Origin of the sequence: Streptomyces sp. RB17 (genome assembly GCF_009604455.1) — a bacterium.
GTDB lineage: Bacteria > Actinomycetota > Actinomycetes > Streptomycetales > Streptomycetaceae > Streptomyces.
Window position 1 is genome coordinate 1 of sequence record NZ_WEGL01000018.1, and the last position, 16,857, is coordinate 16,857.

Annotated in this window: 16 protein-coding genes and 2 pseudogenes; 6 read left to right on the forward strand and 12 right to left on the reverse strand. The window is 67.1% G+C overall.

Annotation, left to right across the window (positions count from 1 at the left end; all coding sequences use genetic code 11):
* Positions 1-527 precede the first annotated feature (527 nt).
* Positions 528-1,178, forward strand: a complete 651-nt coding sequence (locus tag SRB17_RS42375) for an MOSC domain-containing protein (RefSeq protein ID WP_153547151.1) — start codon at positions 528-530, stop codon at positions 1,176-1,178.
* A gap of 77 nt (positions 1,179-1,255) precedes the next feature.
* Positions 1,256-2,415, forward strand: a protein-coding gene (locus tag SRB17_RS42380) for an IS3 family transposase (protein WP_416237142.1) whose coding sequence is annotated in 2 segments (ribosomal slippage) — positions 1,256-1,523 and positions 1,523-2,415 — 1,161 coding nt in all. Because the reading frame shifts where the segments join, the coding sequence is not laid out codon by codon here.
* A 33-nt stretch (positions 2,416-2,448) separates the two neighbouring features.
* Here the strand turns inward: SRB17_RS42380 and SRB17_RS42385 are convergent.
* The 3 genes and pseudogenes from SRB17_RS42385 to SRB17_RS42395 all read right to left on the reverse strand — a co-directional run.
* A pseudogene (locus tag SRB17_RS42385) lies at positions 2,449-2,688 on the reverse strand (transposase family protein); the annotation flags it as partial.
* Between the two features lie 186 nt (positions 2,689-2,874).
* On the reverse strand, positions 2,875-3,762 hold the full coding sequence (locus SRB17_RS42390; RefSeq protein WP_153547153.1) for an MBL fold metallo-hydrolase: 888 nt from the start codon (positions 3,760-3,762) through the stop codon (positions 2,875-2,877).
* 478 nt (positions 3,763-4,240) lie between these two features.
* Positions 4,241-5,626, reverse strand: a complete 1,386-nt coding sequence (locus tag SRB17_RS42395; RefSeq protein ID WP_153547155.1) for an FAD-dependent oxidoreductase — start codon at positions 5,624-5,626, stop codon at positions 4,241-4,243.
* Positions 5,627-5,699: 73 nt separating this feature from the next.
* Here SRB17_RS42395 and SRB17_RS42400 point away from each other — a divergent pair, with 73 nt between their 5' ends.
* Positions 5,700-6,638: an AraC family transcriptional regulator gene (locus SRB17_RS42400; RefSeq protein ID WP_153547157.1), complete on the forward strand. Its 939-nt coding sequence runs from the start codon at positions 5,700-5,702 to the stop codon at positions 6,636-6,638.
* A 198-nt stretch (positions 6,639-6,836) separates the two neighbouring features.
* Here the strand turns inward: SRB17_RS42400 and SRB17_RS42405 are convergent, their stop codons facing one another.
* Positions 6,837-8,825, reverse strand: coding sequence for an ABC transporter ATP-binding protein (locus SRB17_RS42405; RefSeq protein ID WP_416237143.1), 1,989 nt, complete (start codon positions 8,823-8,825; stop codon positions 6,837-6,839).
* Positions 8,826-9,357: 532 nt separating this feature from the next.
* Here SRB17_RS42405 and SRB17_RS42410 point away from each other — a divergent pair.
* Positions 9,358-10,029: a YdcF family protein gene (locus SRB17_RS42410; RefSeq protein WP_323377520.1), complete on the forward strand. Its 672-nt coding sequence runs from the start codon at positions 9,358-9,360 to the stop codon at positions 10,027-10,029.
* A 67-nt stretch (positions 10,030-10,096) separates the two neighbouring features.
* Positions 10,097-10,312: a hypothetical protein gene (locus SRB17_RS42415; protein WP_153547159.1), complete on the forward strand. Its 216-nt coding sequence runs from the start codon at positions 10,097-10,099 to the stop codon at positions 10,310-10,312.
* 156 nt (positions 10,313-10,468) lie between these two features.
* Here the strand turns inward: SRB17_RS42415 and SRB17_RS47185 are convergent, their stop codons facing one another.
* Genes SRB17_RS47185 through SRB17_RS42430 form a run of 3 tightly spaced genes read right to left on the reverse strand, consistent with a single transcriptional unit; the run spans position 10,469 to position 12,900 of the window.
* Positions 10,469-11,461 carry a zinc-binding dehydrogenase gene (locus SRB17_RS47185; RefSeq protein ID WP_416237144.1) on the reverse strand — a complete coding sequence of 331 codons (993 nt, stop codon included), beginning with the start codon at positions 11,459-11,461 and terminating at the stop codon, positions 10,469-10,471.
* Positions 11,462-11,508: 47 nt separating this feature from the next.
* Entirely contained in the window at positions 11,509-12,132 is a 624-nt protein-coding gene (locus SRB17_RS42425; protein WP_153547163.1) for an NADPH-dependent F420 reductase, read from the reverse strand.
* A 33-nt stretch (positions 12,133-12,165) separates the two neighbouring features.
* A complete protein-coding gene (locus SRB17_RS42430) occupies positions 12,166-12,900 on the reverse strand; it encodes an SDR family NAD(P)-dependent oxidoreductase (protein ID WP_153547165.1) in 735 nt (244 codons plus the stop codon).
* Positions 12,901-13,044: 144 nt separating this feature from the next.
* Here SRB17_RS42430 and SRB17_RS42435 point away from each other — a divergent pair, with 144 nt between their 5' ends.
* Positions 13,045-13,656 carry a TetR/AcrR family transcriptional regulator gene (locus SRB17_RS42435; protein ID WP_153547167.1) on the forward strand — a complete coding sequence of 204 codons (612 nt, stop codon included), beginning with the start codon at positions 13,045-13,047 and terminating at the stop codon, positions 13,654-13,656.
* Between the two features lie 336 nt (positions 13,657-13,992).
* Here SRB17_RS42435 and SRB17_RS42440 read toward each other — a convergent pair.
* From SRB17_RS42440 to SRB17_RS42460, 5 genes and pseudogenes are all read right to left on the reverse strand, one after another.
* A pseudogene (locus SRB17_RS42440) lies at positions 13,993-14,235 on the reverse strand (class I SAM-dependent methyltransferase); the annotation flags it as partial.
* Between the two features lie 287 nt (positions 14,236-14,522).
* Entirely contained in the window at positions 14,523-15,092 is a 570-nt protein-coding gene (locus SRB17_RS42445; RefSeq protein WP_153547169.1) for a hypothetical protein, read from the reverse strand.
* Between the two features lie 88 nt (positions 15,093-15,180).
* Positions 15,181-15,360 carry a hypothetical protein gene (locus SRB17_RS42450; RefSeq protein ID WP_153547171.1) on the reverse strand — a complete coding sequence of 60 codons (180 nt, stop codon included), beginning with the start codon at positions 15,358-15,360 and terminating at the stop codon, positions 15,181-15,183.
* Between the two features lie 62 nt (positions 15,361-15,422).
* Positions 15,423-15,821 carry a hypothetical protein gene (locus tag SRB17_RS42455; protein WP_194294332.1) on the reverse strand — a complete coding sequence of 133 codons (399 nt, stop codon included), beginning with the start codon at positions 15,819-15,821 and terminating at the stop codon, positions 15,423-15,425.
* Positions 15,818-16,516, reverse strand: a complete 699-nt coding sequence (locus SRB17_RS42460; RefSeq protein WP_153547173.1) for a transposase — start codon at positions 16,514-16,516, stop codon at positions 15,818-15,820. The genes SRB17_RS42455 and SRB17_RS42460 overlap by 4 nt, the downstream gene beginning before the upstream one ends.
* Positions 16,517-16,857 lie beyond the last annotated feature (341 nt).

The window sequence follows — 16,857 nt, forward strand, 5'->3', positions numbered from 1 at the left end:
TCCTCCTCCACCCACTGATCGCCTGGCTCCCTCTCATCGAGTAATCCGATCGCCTGACGGCGACTCCCCAAAGATCGTGCTGGCCAAATGCGGGGATCAGGCGGCGAGGGTGAGGTCGAGGCGGGCGGGGCGGAGCGGGAAAACCCGATGCGGGCGGCGGGCTGAACAGCGGGCGGGGTTGCACAGTGCAGATGTGGGTGCTGGCGCCTGAGCTGTGGCAGGCCTCCTGCAGGAGCACAGCCTGAGTGTCGATCGGATCGAGGTACCACACGCCTGAGTCCGCCAACCCCCTCTCATGCAGCCTGTTCCACGCACGACAACGCATGCGCAGAACACACCCCTCGAGCCGGGCTGATCCTTTACGGACCGCACGGTCTTGTGCTGGGCCGGACCGCGATGCGCTACGCGGACTCCGCCCGGGCCCTACTGGAGCAAGCCGCCGAGGCTGGCCCAGCTAGATGATCGATTCCCAGGGTTGGCAGGGAAATGAGTGGCCCCGGCGTGTAGAGGTCCGTACCGTCGCGCGCATGAAGCTGCTCTCCGTCAATGTCGGCAAGCCTCGACCCAACCCTTGGAAGGGCCTCAGCGCGACAGGCATCGACAAGCGGCCTGTTGATGGTGCGGTCGCCGTCATCGCCCCCGGTCCCAAGGGCACCGGCGAGGTCGGTCTCGTAGGCGACCGCGTCTACGACGTGAAGCACCATGGCGGTTCCGATCAGGCTGTCTACGCCTATGGCCGGGAGGATCTCGACGGGTGGGAGGCGGAGCTGGGTAGGCCGCTTACCAACGGCGTCTTCGGGGAGAACCTCACGACCCTCGGCCTCGATGTCAACGGCGCCCTGATCGGTGAGCGTTGGCGCATCGGGCCGGATGTGGTTCTGGAGGTGTCGTGCGCGAGGATTCCATGTGCGACGTTCCAGGGATGGCTGGAGCGAGAGGGCTGGATCAAGCGGTTTACCCAGGCCGCGGTGCCGGGCGCCTATCTGCGCGTGATCGAGCCGGGAGACATCCGGGCTTCCGACCCCGTCGAGATCGTGCACCGGCCCGACCACGACGTGACCGTCGCGCTCGTCTTCCGCGCGATGACACTCGAGCCGGACCTACTGCCGCGGCTGCTGGTCGCTGACGCGCTGCCCGAGGAGGAAAGGGAACTGGCCCGCAGGCGCTCGACCGCGTGAATGATCGATTTCGGGCCCTCCACCTTGATCGTGGACACCTCGACACTGGATCTTGAGTCCAGGGAGAGGAGTCCCAGGTGGGGACCTACAAGTACTCGGCGGAGTTCCGGGCCGACGCGGTGGCGCTGGCCCGATCATCGGGCCGACCCGTATCACGCATTGCCGCCGAGCTCGGTGTGAATCACGAGACCCTGCGACAGTGGATCAAGACGGCGGAGAAGGCCGAGAGGCCCGAGGCGGTCGCGGAGTCCGTGAAGGACGCGGAGATCGCGGCCTTGCGCAAGCAGATCCGCGAGCTGGAGATGGAACGCGACATCCTGCGCCGGGCGGCCAAGTATTTTGCGGGCGAGACGAACTGGTGAGCCGCTTCGAGTTCGTCGCCGACCACCGTGACGCCTTCGGTGTGAAGCGGCTGTGCACCGTGCTGAACCTGTCGAGGTCCGGGTTCTACCGGTGGCTGAGGACCGCGCCGACCCGCGCCGCGAAGGCCGCACTCACCCGACGGATACGCAAGGTCCACGCCGAGTCCGGGAGGACGTACGGGGCCAAGCGGATCACCGCCGAGCTCCGCGCCAACGGTGTGATGGTGAACCGCAAGCGCGTCGAGCGGCTCATGCGCCAACACGCGATCCAGGGAAGGAAGTTGAAGCGGCGACACCTCACCACCATTGCGGACCCCGCTGCCCAGGCGGTGCCCGATCTACTCAGGCGCAACTTCACCGCATCCGCCCCCAACCGGGCCTGGGTCGGTGACATCACCTACCTGCCCATCGCCGGCGGGAAGTTCCTGTATCTGGCCACCGTCATCGATGTCTACTCCCGTCGCCTGCTGGGCTGGTCGATAGCCGATCACATGCGGGCAGGACTCGTCACCGACGCGCTCAACGCCGCCGTCCGCACTCGCGGCGGCCAGGTGAACGACGTCATTTTTCACAGCGATCACGGAGCTCAGTACGGCTCGAAGGCATTCGCCGACGCCTGCCACCGGGCCGGGATCCGCCGATCCACGGGAGCGGTCGGCATCTCCGCGGACAACGCCGCCGCGGAGTCGTTCTTCGCCTCCTTGAAGCGGGAGATCCTGCCCGGTCGGCACGGCTGGCCGACAGAACGGGCCGCGCGGCTCGCGGTCTTCCGCTGGCTCGGCTTCTACAACCACCGGCGCCGGCACTCCACGATCGGCTACCTCGCGCCGGTCGTCTTCGAACAAAGATCAACTACGCTGGTCATCGCTGCATGACAACCGGTGTCCACGATCAAGGTGGAAGCCCCCCAGGCGCCGCACCCGCACCCGGAGCACCACCCGGCGGTCATCCACCGGCACGTCGGCCACCGTCCGCAGCTGATATCCGTGCACCCGCCCGGACGACGCTCCGCACACCGGGCAGACCGCTGCCTCCGTCGGCGTTCGAGCTCGCACGACGATCCGCTCGCCCTCGTCGGCGACCACCTCTATGACCAGCGGGTACAGACCCGAAAAGACCGTTTGCACAAGCTCGTTGACATCCTTCACGGGAACGTCAACGACTCTCACGAGTCTCTGTCACCACCGAATGTGCGACAGGGCCGTTGATTTACACTCCCCAGGGTGCAGGATGCAGACCAGTTCTTCCGAGAGCTTCGTTGCTATGACACGCCAACCTCTTCACCCCGCCGCCGGGCTGGAAAGACATCAGTGCCGCAGTTATGCGCACGCTGCTTATTCCCTGTTCAGCACTGCGGGGATGTTGACCTGGAAGTGGATGAATTCGTACATGCTGTAGTCGGTGTATTCCTTCATCGCGAGCGCTTCGCGGACCTGAGCGGCTGACAGTCCCTTGTCCCGGGCGTCCCGTGCCAGGCTGGTCAGCTTCTCGAGGTAGTTGATCGAGTGCAGGATGTCTGCACGGCGCATAGGCCGGCCGTGGCCCGGCACGATCAGGGTGTCATCGTCGAGGATGTCGTGCAGGCGCCGGTAGGTGACGAGCGCCTCGTCGGCCCGCCCCTCCAACAGCCAGGGGAATGCCGGGGGCGGCGCCTGCAGCATGTTCCCGACGAAGACGATGTTGTCTTCGCGCATGCGGACGACCAGGTCGCCGTCGGTCTGGGCGTAGCCGATGTGCTCGATGTCCACATGCTTGCCTCCCAGATCTACGGAGCACGACCCGGAGACCGTAACGTCCGCTGAGCGGGCTACCGCCTCTTCGATGCCGGCGTCCGCGCCGAGCAAGTCGATCATGAAGGCGCGGTCCTGCTCGAAGCGCTCGTCGATCACACGCTTGGTCGCCTCATGGTGAATGATCACCGTCTGCGACGGGAAGGCGAAATTTCCGAAGCAATGATCACCGTGGAAACTGGTGTTGACCAAGAACCGAATGGGCAGCGCGGTCACTTTGCGCACCTCGCCGATGACCTGGGACGCCAAACGGCCGTTGCTCAACGATTCGACCGCCAGCACTCCCGAATCACCCACGATGAACCCGGCGTTGGTCGCGGTGTGGTCGGTGTCGTCGACGTCTGTCGCCATGACTGCGTATACGCCGTCAGCGAGTTCGCGCGCGCGCATCTGGACATCGGCAAGTTCGAAAGGTCTGTTCTTCTGCTGCATGGTTCTTTCTCTTCTGGAAGACGGGACGGCTGGTCGACCTCGTTCAGCGCCTGCGGCTTGAGGCATGCCTTCGTTCGCACGGGGGGGCTGAGCCGGACAACGGTCAGGAGAGCCCTGGTGCCTGGTGTGCGAGTAGGTGGGTGATTGAGGTGGTGAGCGCTGCGCCTGGCAGTCGGCGTCGCCGGCGTGCACGTCGTAGATCGCGAACGTCGACCGGCCCCGGCCGCGGAGTGAGGGCGATGGCTTTCCGCTCCTTCTGGACCCTCTCTCATCGGCTTGGGCCTTTCCTCGACGTATGCACGGGTGCCCTTCGCCTCTTTGAGCCTGTCCTATTTGTCTCATGGTCGGACGGCAGTTGCATCCCGCTCCGACGCGGGCTTCCGTCGATGCCACGTGAAGCCGCGTTGAGGCATGCGACCTGGGCCTGGTTGCACGCCGTGCCTGGGTAGATGCCCGTCGTGTGCGCTGCTGGGCAGGTTCAGGAGAGGACCTTGTCGAAGACCTCGTTGAGGGCTTCGGTCGAGCTCGGGTGGGTGTAGATCGAGTCGCGGAGCTGCGTGGCCGTGATGTTGTGCCGCATGGCCAGCGCGACGGTGTTGATGATCTCCTGCGCGTCGATGCTGAGCAGAGCGGCTCCGAGAATCAGGTCGGTGTCCGAGTCCACGATGAACTTCATGACGCCGCGGGTTTCCTCGACGGTGTAGGCGCGGGGCATGGCCACGATGTCTGCGACCTTCTCCCGCGAGACCTTGATGCTGAATCCTTGTGCACGCGCCTGGCTCTCGGTCAGTCCCACAGTGGCGAGTGGAGGGGTGATGAACAGGGTGTGGGGCACTGCCCTGCGGTCACTCGTGGTGCGCTTGCCTTCACCCAGGAGCTGGTCCAGGACGATGCGCGCGTCGTCCAGGGAGATGTAGGTGAACTGCTCGCCGCCGTTGACGTCGCCGAGTGCGTAGATGTGCGGTTGGCTGCTGCGCAGGTACTCGTCCACCACAATCGCGCCGTTCGGCGCGGTCCGGACGCCGGCGGCGTCGAGCCGGAGGCGGTCCGTGACGGGTCGGCGCCCGGTGGCGGGCAGCAGTGCGGAGGCCTCGACGGTGTGTGTCCGCCCGTCCTTCTCGTATACGACCGTTGAGACGGCGCCGCTGTCGCGCACCTCGGTGACCTTCGCGGCGGTGATGACGCGGATGCCATCGCCGGTGAGGATCTCCTCGACGGACTGGGCGATGTCCTCGTCCTCCCGCGGCAGGAGCCGGCCGGCTGCTTCGAGGACCGTGACCTCGGTGCCGAAGTGCCGGTAGATGCCCGCGAACTCCAGGCCGAGGTATCCGCCTCCGAGGACGACGAGCCGCTCGGGCAGGTTCTGTGTGCGGGTGAGTTCCGTGCTGGAGACCAGGTGGGAGCTGCCCGCGAGGCCGGGAATCGGGGGGAGCACCGGCTCGGATCCGGTGTTGAGCAGGATCGTGGGGGCGGTGACGGTGATGAGGTCCGGTCCCTCTCCGACGGAGACGGTGTGCGGATCGACGAACCGGGCCGTGCCGGTGATGACTGTCGCGGTGTCCTTGCCGTTCAGAGCCTCGAAGTTGCCGGCGCGGAAGGCACTGGTCAGCGCGCGGACGCCGGCGATCGAGTGGGCGAAGAACTCCTGCGCGTCGTCCTTGAGGCGCTTGGTGTTCGCGTAGTGGACGAGCATTTTGGTCGGTACACAGCCGACGTTCGGGCAGGTCCCGCCGTACATGTTCTCGGACTGCTCGATCAGGACCACTCGGCGGCCGGCGTCGGCGAGCACACGCGCGGCGGTCTTGCCGCCCTTGCCGAAGCCGATGACCAGAATATCCGCGGTGAGTGCTGTGGTGATCTCCATGTGTCGAGTCTGCGGCGCGGCCGCTGGTGCAACTAGACTCGATCGTCTCGCTTTCCTGCCCGAAAGTCTCATCATGGACTCAGTCAGCCGACTGCTGCGCATGGCCCGCCTCCAGGCCGGCCTCGACAAGCGCTGCCTGCTCGGAGCCGGTACCAGGATGGACGTGCCGGCATACGGGCAGCTGGAGGCACCCTTCCACGTGCTGCTGGACGGCGCATGCCGACTGCAGGTGGGCACGGTCCTGCTCGACCTGCACCCCGGAGATGTGGTGATGATCCCGAGCGGCGCTCCGCACCGGGTGATCACTGACGGCGAAGCCGGCCCGACGGGGACGACGGAGACCGCCGGCGACGTGTTCGTGACCACGCGCAGCGAGCACGGCGGCAAGCCCGTCATCGACCTGTTCTGCGGGCACTACACCTTTGACGCCGGTGCGGGCTCGCTGCTGTTCGCAAGCCTGCCCGATCCGGTGCATGTCTCCTTCGGGCAGTCGGCCGAGAGCGACGAGGTGCTGCGCATGCTGAGCGCTTTGATGCGCGGTGAGGCGCGACGCGAGGGCGAGGGCACCGCGGCGATCCTCTCTGCTCTGTGCACCGTACTGCTGGCGATGGTGCTGCGCACCTCGCGGGGCGACACCACGCAGGCCACCCTGTGGACCGCGGCGGCCGACGGCCGCATCGCGTCGGCCGTCGAGGGCATGCTGAACGATCCAGGGGCCGACTGGACGATCGAACGGCTCAGCCGCGCGGCCGCCATGTCCCGTGCCACCTTCCTGCGCCACTTCACCCGGGACACGGGGACGACTGTGGGCGCCTTCCTTGCGCGGGCGCGGCTGATGGCGGCAGCGGAACTGCTCACCACCACCGACGCAACCGTCGCGAGTGTCGCCGGCCAGGTCGGCTACTCCTCCGAGTCCGCGTTCTCACGGGCCTTCCGGGCACATCTCGGCACGACACCCGCCCGCTTCCGGCGCGAGAGACCGCTGGCACCAGGAGCAACGAAGACCAGATGACTGTGGGTGGGGGCGGGGCGGAGCAGGGCGTTGATGGTGGCCCAGCAGCCGACGTGCGGGCGGACCTCGGGCAAGACTTTGGCGCAGAGATTGTTGGGTCGCACCCGGGCGCCCTGCCAGGATTGCTCCCGGTGGGTTTCCCCGGCCCGCCCGCCGAACCCTGCGGGTGTGGTGCATCGACCTGGCCATCCGGTTCTGTCATGCGGGTTCTGCGGCGGTGGGGGAGGTGGGGTGGGGGATGGTGCCGGTGGGGGCGTACTGGGCGGCCTGCGCGTCGAACATGGAGGCGTAGCGCCCCTTAGCGGTCATGAGTTCGTCGTGGCTGCCGTGCTCGACGAGTCGTCCGTGGTGCAGGACGTAGATGCGGTCGGCGTGGCGGACGCCGGACATGCGGTGGGTGACCAGGACGACGGCGCGGTTGGGGGCGGCGAGCTCGCGGATGCGCTCGAAGGCGGCGATCTCGGCTTCCGGGTCGAGGGCGGAGGTGGGCTCGTCCACGATGAGCACGCCGTCGGCATCCGAGGTGGAGCTGCGCCAGTGGGTCCGGGCGAGCCCGATCTTCTGCCATTCGCCGCCGGAGAGCTCGCTGGCGCCGCGGAACATCCGGGCCAGCAGACTGTTCAGGCCGTGGGGGAGTTTCGCGACGACCGCTCCGGCACCCGCGTAGTCGACGGACGGCTGCAGGTCCTCGGGCTCGGCTGCCTGGGTGGGCCGGCCGATCTGGATGTTCAACGCCGCCGTCACGGGCCAGCGTTGGAAGTCCTGGGTGAGCAGCGCGACGCGGTCGAAGACCTCGGAGCGGTCCAGGCAAGCGATGTCGGCCTCACCCCACAACACGGTCCCGCTCTGCGGCAGCAGCAGGCCGGACAGTACCTTCATCAGGGTGCTCTTGCCGGAGCCGTTCTCGCCGACCACGGCGGTGACCGTACCCATGGGCAGGGTGAGGGACACCTCGTCCAGGGCGGGGGCTTCGCGGTCCGGGTAGCGGTAGCCGACCCGGTCGAGGACGACCTGCTTCACCTGTGCCGGAACGGGATCGCCCCCGCTGGGGATGGTGCGTCGTGCCGCCTCGTCCAGGAACCGGGAGTGGTCGCGGACGTAGAGGGACTCCTCGTGCAGCTGGTTGATGTTCATCACCAGCGCGCCCAGGCTCGCCGAGCCGGAGCGGACGGCGATGACGGCGGTCCCGGCCACGGCCAGACTCATGTGCCCGCTCGTGATCAGCAAGAACATGGCCGCGTACGTCGCCGCCATGGCGAGTCCGGACAGCGCGGCGGCCACCCACTCGGTGACGGCTTTGCCGGCGGCCAGTCGCTCCTGCTCGGCCTCCGCGCTCTCGGCCATCCGCTCGTAGCGGCTGAGCAGGAACGGTCCGACGGCGTGGATGCGCACCTCCTGCGCGGCGGTGCGCTCGGTGAGCAGGTTGCCGATGAGGCGGCTGGCCCGCACGTGCTCGACCCAGCTCATCACCGACACGTACCGTTCCTGGGCCACCCGCATCGCCCCCCAGCCGCGCGGTGCCGCGATCAGGAGCAGCATCGGCAGGAGCACTGGGTGGAGGATGGTGAGCACGCCGGCCGTGGAGATCAGGGAGATGGCCCCGTTCAGCGCGGCCACGCTGGCACTGATCATGCGGCGGGCGGATCCGGCGCCGTACTGGGCGACGTCGATCAGCCGCCTAAACTCCGGGTCCTCGATGGCCTCCAGCTCCACCAGCGCGGCGGCGGCCAGGTACTGGGTGGTGGCGATCCGCTCGACCAGCGGCTCCAGTCGGCCCGCTCGCGAGGTGGACCATCCGGCCAGGCCCGAGTTGACCACGGCGGCTCCGGCGGCGGCGAGTAAGCCCGGCAGGACTGCGTGCAGCCGCTGCCCGGGGGTGCCCGAGCCGAGCAGCGCGTGCATGACGGCGTTGACCGCGAGCAACCCGACCGCCGCGGCGACACCCTGCCCGACCTCGCTGATGGCGACCGTGAGCAGCGCGCGCCGGTCCGCCTGCCACGCCATCCGCAAGGTCGCCCCGACCAGCCTCGGCATGGAGCGCAGCGCCGACAGCATCGTCAGGTCGAGCCGGGCACGCTCATGTTCCGACCAACCCAAGTCATAGCGCAAAGGACCGCCGAAGAGCTCCTGCTCGGCGTCGGAGACCTCCGGCTCGGCCATCCGCACGCGTCCGAAGAACCTCTTCACAGGGCGCCTCCCGGCCCGGAACGGCTCAGCGACTGGAGAGCCGGCGTGGGCAGCCACCGCGCCATGGTGACCGTGATCATCCGTACAGAGGCCCTGTGGCTGGACTCGTCGCGGTACGAGTACTCCGTGCCCCGTGCCCCGTGATGGGGAGTCGTATGTGCTTGTGTCCTGACCGAAATCAACGTTGTCCCCTTGACGGTTATGTGGCTGCTCCTGCGGCTCAACGAGTCAGCCGGAATTTCGAACACATGTGTTTCGGTCGTGTTGGTAGCGCTGGGATTGAGCGCGTGCCGGAGCTTGCTGATTGCATCTCTCGGCGTCGCTCGAATCCTGGAGTTCAGCCGCCGCCGACAGCATCGACCCTTGCGGCCCCTGGGTCAGGGGCTGGAGCGGTGGTGGGCAAAACGCCGAGCATGCCGCTGTCCGTCTTCCACCAAGCGGCACAGGTGGCCCGGCAGCACGGGCTGAGCCACCAGTTACGCAGCATCGAGGGCATCCGAAAGGGTCAGCGGCAATGAGCCGGGGAGTGTCAGTGCCCAAGCACCAGCAGCGCCAGATCACTGACAAGCAGTTCCACGACGCGGCACTGATCTGGGACTACCACCAGATGGGCACCGACCGCGCCGCTGCTCGGCGGCGATCGGACTGGGCAGCCACGATTTGGGCGTGGCCACCGCGGCAGCCGACCTCTACTGCGTCGGCCTCTTCCCTGTCTTGGTGTTCAGCGGCGGCAACAGCCCCACCACCGGCGCGCGCTTCCCGCGCGGCGAGGCCGTCCACTACCGCGAGCACGCTCCTGAGCCTGGGCGTGCCAGGCGAGGCGATCCTGGTCGAGCCGAACGCGGCGAGCACCGGCCAGAACATCACTTTGTCCCGCGAGGTGCTGGCCGAAGCCGGCGTTCAGGTCGAGTCGCTGTTGCTGATCTCCAAGCCCTATATGGAGCGCCGTTCGTACGCGACGTGCCGCAAGCTGTGGCCCGAGGTGCACATCGTCTGCGCCTCTGAGCCGCTGGAACTGGACGACTACATCAAATCCATCGGCGACGAGAAGCTCGTCGTCGACATGCTCGTCGGTGACCTGCAACGGGTGATCGAGTATCCGAAGCTCGGCTTCGCCGTCGAGCAGGAGGGACCAAGGGACGTCTGTGACGCCTACAAGCGCCTTCTGCGCGTCGGATTCGACAGCCGCCTCATCAACAGCTGACACGGCATCCCGCAGGCAGCCGGACCGCGTGGGCGTGCACCGGGCCGTCCAGGAGCGCGGCGGCTTGATGGTGCCTCCCTACGTCGAACGGGACCACGACGGCGAACTCCGCAGCCACCTGGGCATGTTGGCCGGCAAGGGCGCAGGCGTGATCGTCGTGCGCGGGGACTCCTGCACTGGCAAGACCCGGTCGGTCTGGGAAGCGGTGACGGCCTGGGTGCCCGACTGGCAGCGCCCGGGGCGGGCCGCCGAATCCACAGCAGTCGGCCCCGCTCGTCGGTGAGGGCGATCACGAGCAGGTCGTGGCATTTGTTCTTGCCGGAGTAGTTCACCTGCTCTCCCGTCAGCAGACCGCGGGCCCTGGCCTCGGCACGACAGATGTGAACACCGGGCCCCGCCGACGCCCTCGACGCCTGGCCGCCGGCCATGTGCGAGCTCGTCAGTCCAGCGTGACGACGACCTTGCCCTTGGCGCGGCCCTGGTCGATGTGTGCGATCGCGTCGAGCGTCGCGTCGAAGGGGAACACTTGGTCCAGGACGGGGTGGAGGTGTCCGGCCTCGATGAGCTTGGTCAGCTCTCGCAGCTGTGGCCCGTCGGCTCGCATGAACAGGAACGAGTACCGAACGCCCGCCCGCTTCGCCTGCCGCCGGATGCGGCGGCTCAGCAGGGTCATGGCGATGCGCAGCAGCGATGAGGCTCCGATCTGCTGCGCGAAGGCGGGATCCGGCGGGCCGCTGATGCCGATCGCCAGGCCGCCGGGCTTCAGCACGGTCAGGCCAGTGGTGACGTGCAGGCCGACACCGGTGTAGGCGCGGTCGGCGAGAACGGGGACACCCTGGCGTTCGCAGATCCGGATGATCTTGTGGGTGCGGGCCGCGGTCAGGTCGTGGGTGCGGCCCGGCAGCGCGGGCGAGATCCACAGAACCTCGCCGATCGGATCGGTTACCACCTGGACGTTCACGCCGTGGCGGCGGTGCTTGGCGGAGTAATCAGCGCGGCTGCCGCCGACGCGGTCGCACTCGGCGAGGGTGCCGTCCAGAAGGACGAACTCGGGATCGTGCTCGCGCAGCGTCTTCAGCAGGCCCGGGGCCCGGTCGGCGAGCAGGCTCGTGACGGTGGTGACGTAGGCGTGGGCGGTGCCGACGGATATCCCGAAGCCGGCCGCGATCCGGGCGAGGGTGTCGTGGCGGTGCAGGTACACCAGCGCGACGAGTGCGCGCCGGTGCGGCGGGAGTTTGCAGCGCCTGTCACCCTCACGGGTGACGATGAGTATCGTGACCCACTCGACCAGGGTGTGCGGGAGGTCGAGTGCGGCCGGGTAGGGAACCAACAGGGCTCCTGGCTGCTGAGTTGAGACGTCGAACGCCTCCCTCAACGGCACGGGAGCCCTGTGCGTTGCGCACCCCGCCCTCACGCCAGCTCCGTCCCCCACCCCCCCCGATCGGCAGCCGCTCCGAAAAGGCTCCGTCAATCGTTTGCTCAGGCGGGGAGTTCGGTGATGCTGAGGGCGAAGTCCAAGTTCCCCACCCCGTGGTTGGCGAGGCCCACCGTGACCACGCCCGCTCCTTCCAGCCAGTGCGCCATTTTCAGGCCGCCGACGTCCAGCGGGCGCAGCCCGAGGCTCTCGATGAACGCCTCCACACTTGCCTTGGCCTGCGCATTGTCGCCAGCGAGGAAGACGTCGGGCCGACCCTTCTCCAGGACATGACGGAAGATGGTGTTGAACGCCTTCACCACGCTGGCGCCGGCCGGGGCCACCTTGGCGACTTCCTGCGCGATCGAGGTCTCCTCGCGGTGGGCCAGCCCGTCGAACGTGGAATTGAAGGGATTGCAAATGTCGACGATGACCTTGCCCGCGAGAGCGTCTCCGTACTGGGCGACGACCGGAACGACACCGTCATACAACAGGGCCACGATGACGATGTCCCCGGCCGGGGCGGTGCCCCATTCTCCCGTCGTGGCGCCGCCGCCGAGAGCCTTGGCCAGGTCAGCGGCCTTGGACTGATCGCGGCCCATGACCTCGACGGTGTTACCGCCCGCTATCGCCCGCGCGCCGATGGTGCGGGCCATGTTCCCGGTGCCGATGATGCTGATGCTGCTCATGAGATGTCCTGCCCTGGTCGTGTGTTGTCCGGTTCAGAGGGCGGTAGTGCCGCCGTCGGCGACGAGTTCCATGCCGTTGACGTAGCTGGAGTCGTCGGAGGCGAGGAAGAGGGCGGCGGTGGCGATTTCGTCGGGGCGGCCCATCTGGCCGCGGGGGATGAGGGACTCGAACTGGCGCTTGGTGGCCTCGTCGAAGAGTTCTTCCTGCTTGGCGGTGGCGACCTGGCCGGGGGTCAGGACGTTGACGCGGATGCGGCGGTCCTTGAGCTCGTTGAGCCAGATTCGGGCCCAGGCCTGCTGGACGGCCTTGCTGCCGGCGTAGACGCTCCAGCCGGGGAAGGCGCCGAGAGAGGCGTTGGAGCCGGTCATAAGGATGGAGCCGCCGTCGTTGAAGAGCGGGACGGCCTTCTGGACGGTGAACAGGGTGCCGCGGGCATTGAGCCCGAACCAGGTGTCGAACTGGGCCTCGGTGATCTCGCCGAGCGGGGCGGGCTCGCCCCCACCTGCGCTGGCCCACAGCACGTCGAGGCTGCCCTTCTCCCGCTTGACGGTGTCGTACAGGCGGTCCAGGTCGTCCAGGTCGGCGGCGTCGCCCTGGACGCCGGTGACGTTGCGGCCGATCTGCTTCACGGCCTCGTCCAGGGCGTCCTGGCGGCGGCCGGTGATGAAGACGTGCGCTCCCTCGTCGACGAACAGCTTCGCGCCTGCCAGCGCCATGCCGCTGGTGGCGCCGGTGATGACCGCGACCTTGCCGTCGAGCTTTCCCATAGTCGTTCCCTTGCGTCGGTGGTGCCGTGCATGCCTGGGACGACGGCGTTATGTACACCGCCCTGTGTGCTTACGGTACGGGGCGGGCGGCGGGGACGCAAACTATGTACACCGGTCGTTACCCAGCTGCGGTACGGTGGATCCATGACGGAGTTGGAGAAGGGCCCCACGGGCCGCCGCCGCGGCCGGGGCGCCCGCGAGCGCATCCTCAGCGCGTCCCAGCAGCTGTTCCGCGAGCAGGGCATCAACCGCACCGGCATGGACCAGCTTTGCGCGGCGGCCGAGGTGTCCAAGCGCACGGCCTACCAGCACTTCACTGGCAAGGACGAACTCGTCGCCGAGTACCTGCGCCGGTTCGACCCCTCCGTTCTGTCCGGCGTGTTCGACCGCACCGACCTCACGCCCCGCGAACGGCTCCTCGCCGCCTTCGACATCCCCCCCACTACCCCCCTGTGCCCCTACATCGGTGCCGCCGTCGAACTGAACGACCCCCAGCACCCCGCGTCCCAGTACGCACGCGAGTACAAGAAAGCCGTCGCCGCGCGGCTCGCCGACACTGCCCGCGAAGCCGGCGCCGCCGACCCTGAACAGCTCGGCGAGCAGCTCGCGCTGCTCATCGACGGCGCCGCGGCCCGCACCCGGGTCCTCAACGCCGACGCCTTCCCCACCGCCGCCGCCATCGCTGCCGTCCTCATCGACAACGCCATCCCCGCCACGGCCAGCGATGACCGGCGACGGGAGGAAGTGCCAAGTTGACGTGGCAGTTTGCGGCCGGGTTGGACGCGCTGCCGGTCGCGCGGCTGCACCCGCTGGTACGCGACACCAGCCGCCCGGCACCCGTCCCGGACCTGCCGGCTTTACGGAACCGGCCCCCGCCTGCTGAAGGCCGCAGCAGAAGCCGCCGAGGAGACCGGCGACCCCCGAGGACCCGATGCCGCGGTCGGCCTGGCAGCTGCCGGGCCCCGTACGCTGCCGTAGTGCTGAACAGCCTCGGCGCTCTGCCGGACAGCTCAACGGCACGGGAGCCCTGCCTGTTGAGGACCTCGCCCTCACCTTGCCACCGTCACCCGATCAGTGGCCGCGCTGAAAATGCTCACTGCCCGGTTTGGCGCGGGCGACGTCGATGGACGCCGCTGCGGGATCGATGCCGACGACCTCGATCCCGCGGTCGGCTAGCAGAAGTGCAAACACCCCTGTGCCGCAGCCGATGTCGAGCACTTGGTGCGCCCCGAACCCTTCCGCCATTCGGAGGTAGGCATTGAGATCGCTGCGGTCTGGGTCGAGCGGATCGTAGATCGCAGCGAGCCGGGGATGCCCGAAGCATTCGTCAGCCATGCCGCCGAACCTATGCAGAGCCAAGCCCGAACAGCCACTGAGTTTCGACGGCGGGAGCGGCGCCGTGTCGCGGCCAAATCCCGGTACCGCAAAGCCGCGGCTCGATGCCGCACAGCGGCCGCTGACCTGCGCACTCAACCTTCGGTGGCAAGAACTGAGGTCCGTCAAAGTTCGATGGCACGTGCTCAAGGTTCGTGATCTGTCGCGGCGAAGGTTGAGTGATTCTCATCGAAGATTGAGTGGTTCGGATCACTCGTCGCGGTGACGTCGTCCGGTCCTCGCGCCTGTCAGCTCCGTGGTTGAACGGCTGAGCTGTCGGTGGGCACTGTGACGCTGGAGCCCTCTGTCCTCTCCCGGTAGCGCCTCAAGCCGATTGGGATAGGGGGTGGCTTCAAACCCATTTCCTTGCGGCTTGCTGAGAGAAACGAGTGTTGAGCTTCCCGCCATTTCCAGTAGAGGCTCCAAGGTTTCTCTGGGGAATCGCCGGATTGAGGCGGATTTTGGAGAGTGTGGAGGCGAATGGCGTCAATAGAGTCAAGCATGTTATGAGCGCTGGATATGGTATCTGGAGCCGCGAAGACTTCCATCTTTGATACCAATGACATGGCTTCGGTTGCTTCTTCCATGCCGAAGTCATCGCGATCGCTCTCGGGGATTTGGCTCCAGTCGCTTTCGAATATCTTCACTTCCCAGCGGAACGCTGCGTCTGCCAGCTTCGTTACGATGTCAGGGAGTTGTTCTCGCGTCCAGCGCTGACTCTCTTGTTTGCGAACGAGGTAAGAAGAAAGGCCGACATTGACGAGGCTGATAACGGCAGCGGCGATGGCTGCGACTGCACTCAGTTGCTCGGCTGACATGATGGCAACCTAGCCGGAACCGGCCCGGACGGTGTGCTGGTTTCCAGAATCCTCGGTGTCGCAGTGCATAGCCGCTGGGCATCGCCGGTCATTCGCGCTCTCTGAGCTCGGCTGTGCTGCTTTCTTCGGAGAAGCGAATGAAGAGCCTGGTGACGGTGGGCAGCGGGATCCAGTCGACGTGGTCGTCGAGGAGGTTGTGCCAGGTCTGTGTGGGTGTCGCGCCTTGTAGGTAGTACTCCCAGATCGTGCGGTAAGTGTCGTCGGTCATCAGGGCCCGCAGCGGGGCTTCGGGTCAGGGAAACGCGGACTGAGGACTCTTCTGAGTGGACGTTAAGTCCGTTTCTGGTAGCTGCCTCGTCCGGGCTGGGTGAGGAAGCCTTGACGGAGGAGGCGTCCGAGGCGAGCGCGGGTAACGTTGACCGATGCCTCGTCGGTGGGCATGCCGAGGAGTTCGTGCAGCTCACGGGCTCGGAACTCCTGGTCGGGGTGCTGGTGGAAGGCGTTCACGATGGCTTGGTAGACGCTGTTCGTCTCGGGCGCTTCGGAGTCTTCTTGGGTCGGTGCGAGTTCGGCGATGACTTTCCGGGTGGTCGCCAGGTCCGTGAGTCGTGCTTCGATCTCGGCCAAGGCGGCGGTCAAGTGCTCGATCTGGTCGCGTAGTTCACCGGCCCGGGCCGTGGCTTTCTCGTGCTGCCTCTGGAGGTCTGCCAGGAGCTCGAGGACGTTCATGCAGCCAGCTCGAGGGTGTCGCGCCAGGCCGGACTCGGGGTGGTGAGGCGGCGGGTCATGTTCGCGATGGAGGCCCAGTAGACGCGTGAGGTAGAGGTGTCGGGCCGGTGGTCGTACTCACGGGCCAGACGCCGGTGCAACATCAACGTGCCGTTGACCTGCTCCACAATCCACCTTTTCGGTTGCGGGACGAAGCCTTTGCCCTGGTCATCGGGGTTGCGGCGGACGACCTCGACGCCGATGACCAACCCCAGCACGTCCACGGCCAGTCCCCGCTTGCGGCCCGACACCTTCTTGTTGGCGTCCAGCCCCGTCGTGGTCTTCGGGACACCCGCGGCCGCGCGCACGGATTGGGTATCGAGGACCACGAGGGACGGGTCCTCTAATCGGCGGGCCTTCTCCCGAACCCGGCGGCGCAGGAGTTCCTGGATTCGCTGGTCAAGGCCGTCCTGGCGCCAGAGCGTGAAGTAGTAGAACACCGCCGACCAGGCCGGTAGATCGTGGGGCAGGTAGCGCCACTGACAGCCCGTCCGGTTCTGGTAAAAGATCGCGTTCACGACCTCCCGCAGATCACAGGCCCCGGGGTCGCCGGTTGCCGACCGGGCCACCCGGTCCTGCTTCCAGGCCGTGATCATCGGCTCGATCAACATCCACTGCTCGTCCGATAAGTCGCTGGGGTATGGCTCTCGCTCCATGCCCCGCATCACAGCATGGACATGCCCAGTAAGTGGTCGACCTGGCGATCAGTACCACGATCGAGCGATCACGAACCGGGGAAGATCGGACTTAACGTCCACTCAGAACCCATCTTTGAACCTCGCGGAGCAGTGGAGCGCAGGCGGGGACATGGTCTGTTGGCGCCTAAGTCTTCAGGCGGGGTTGATGGGGATCTTTGGAATCGAATCGGCCAGTGCCGCTGGTCGCCCCCTCAATCCGACATTCAACGGAGTGGGGAATTTTCAACGAGCGAGGCGCGGCGTTGTCGGCTGGCGCCGTCCGTTCGTGGAGTGTGCGGGCCGTGCCGGCCAGTGCGTTC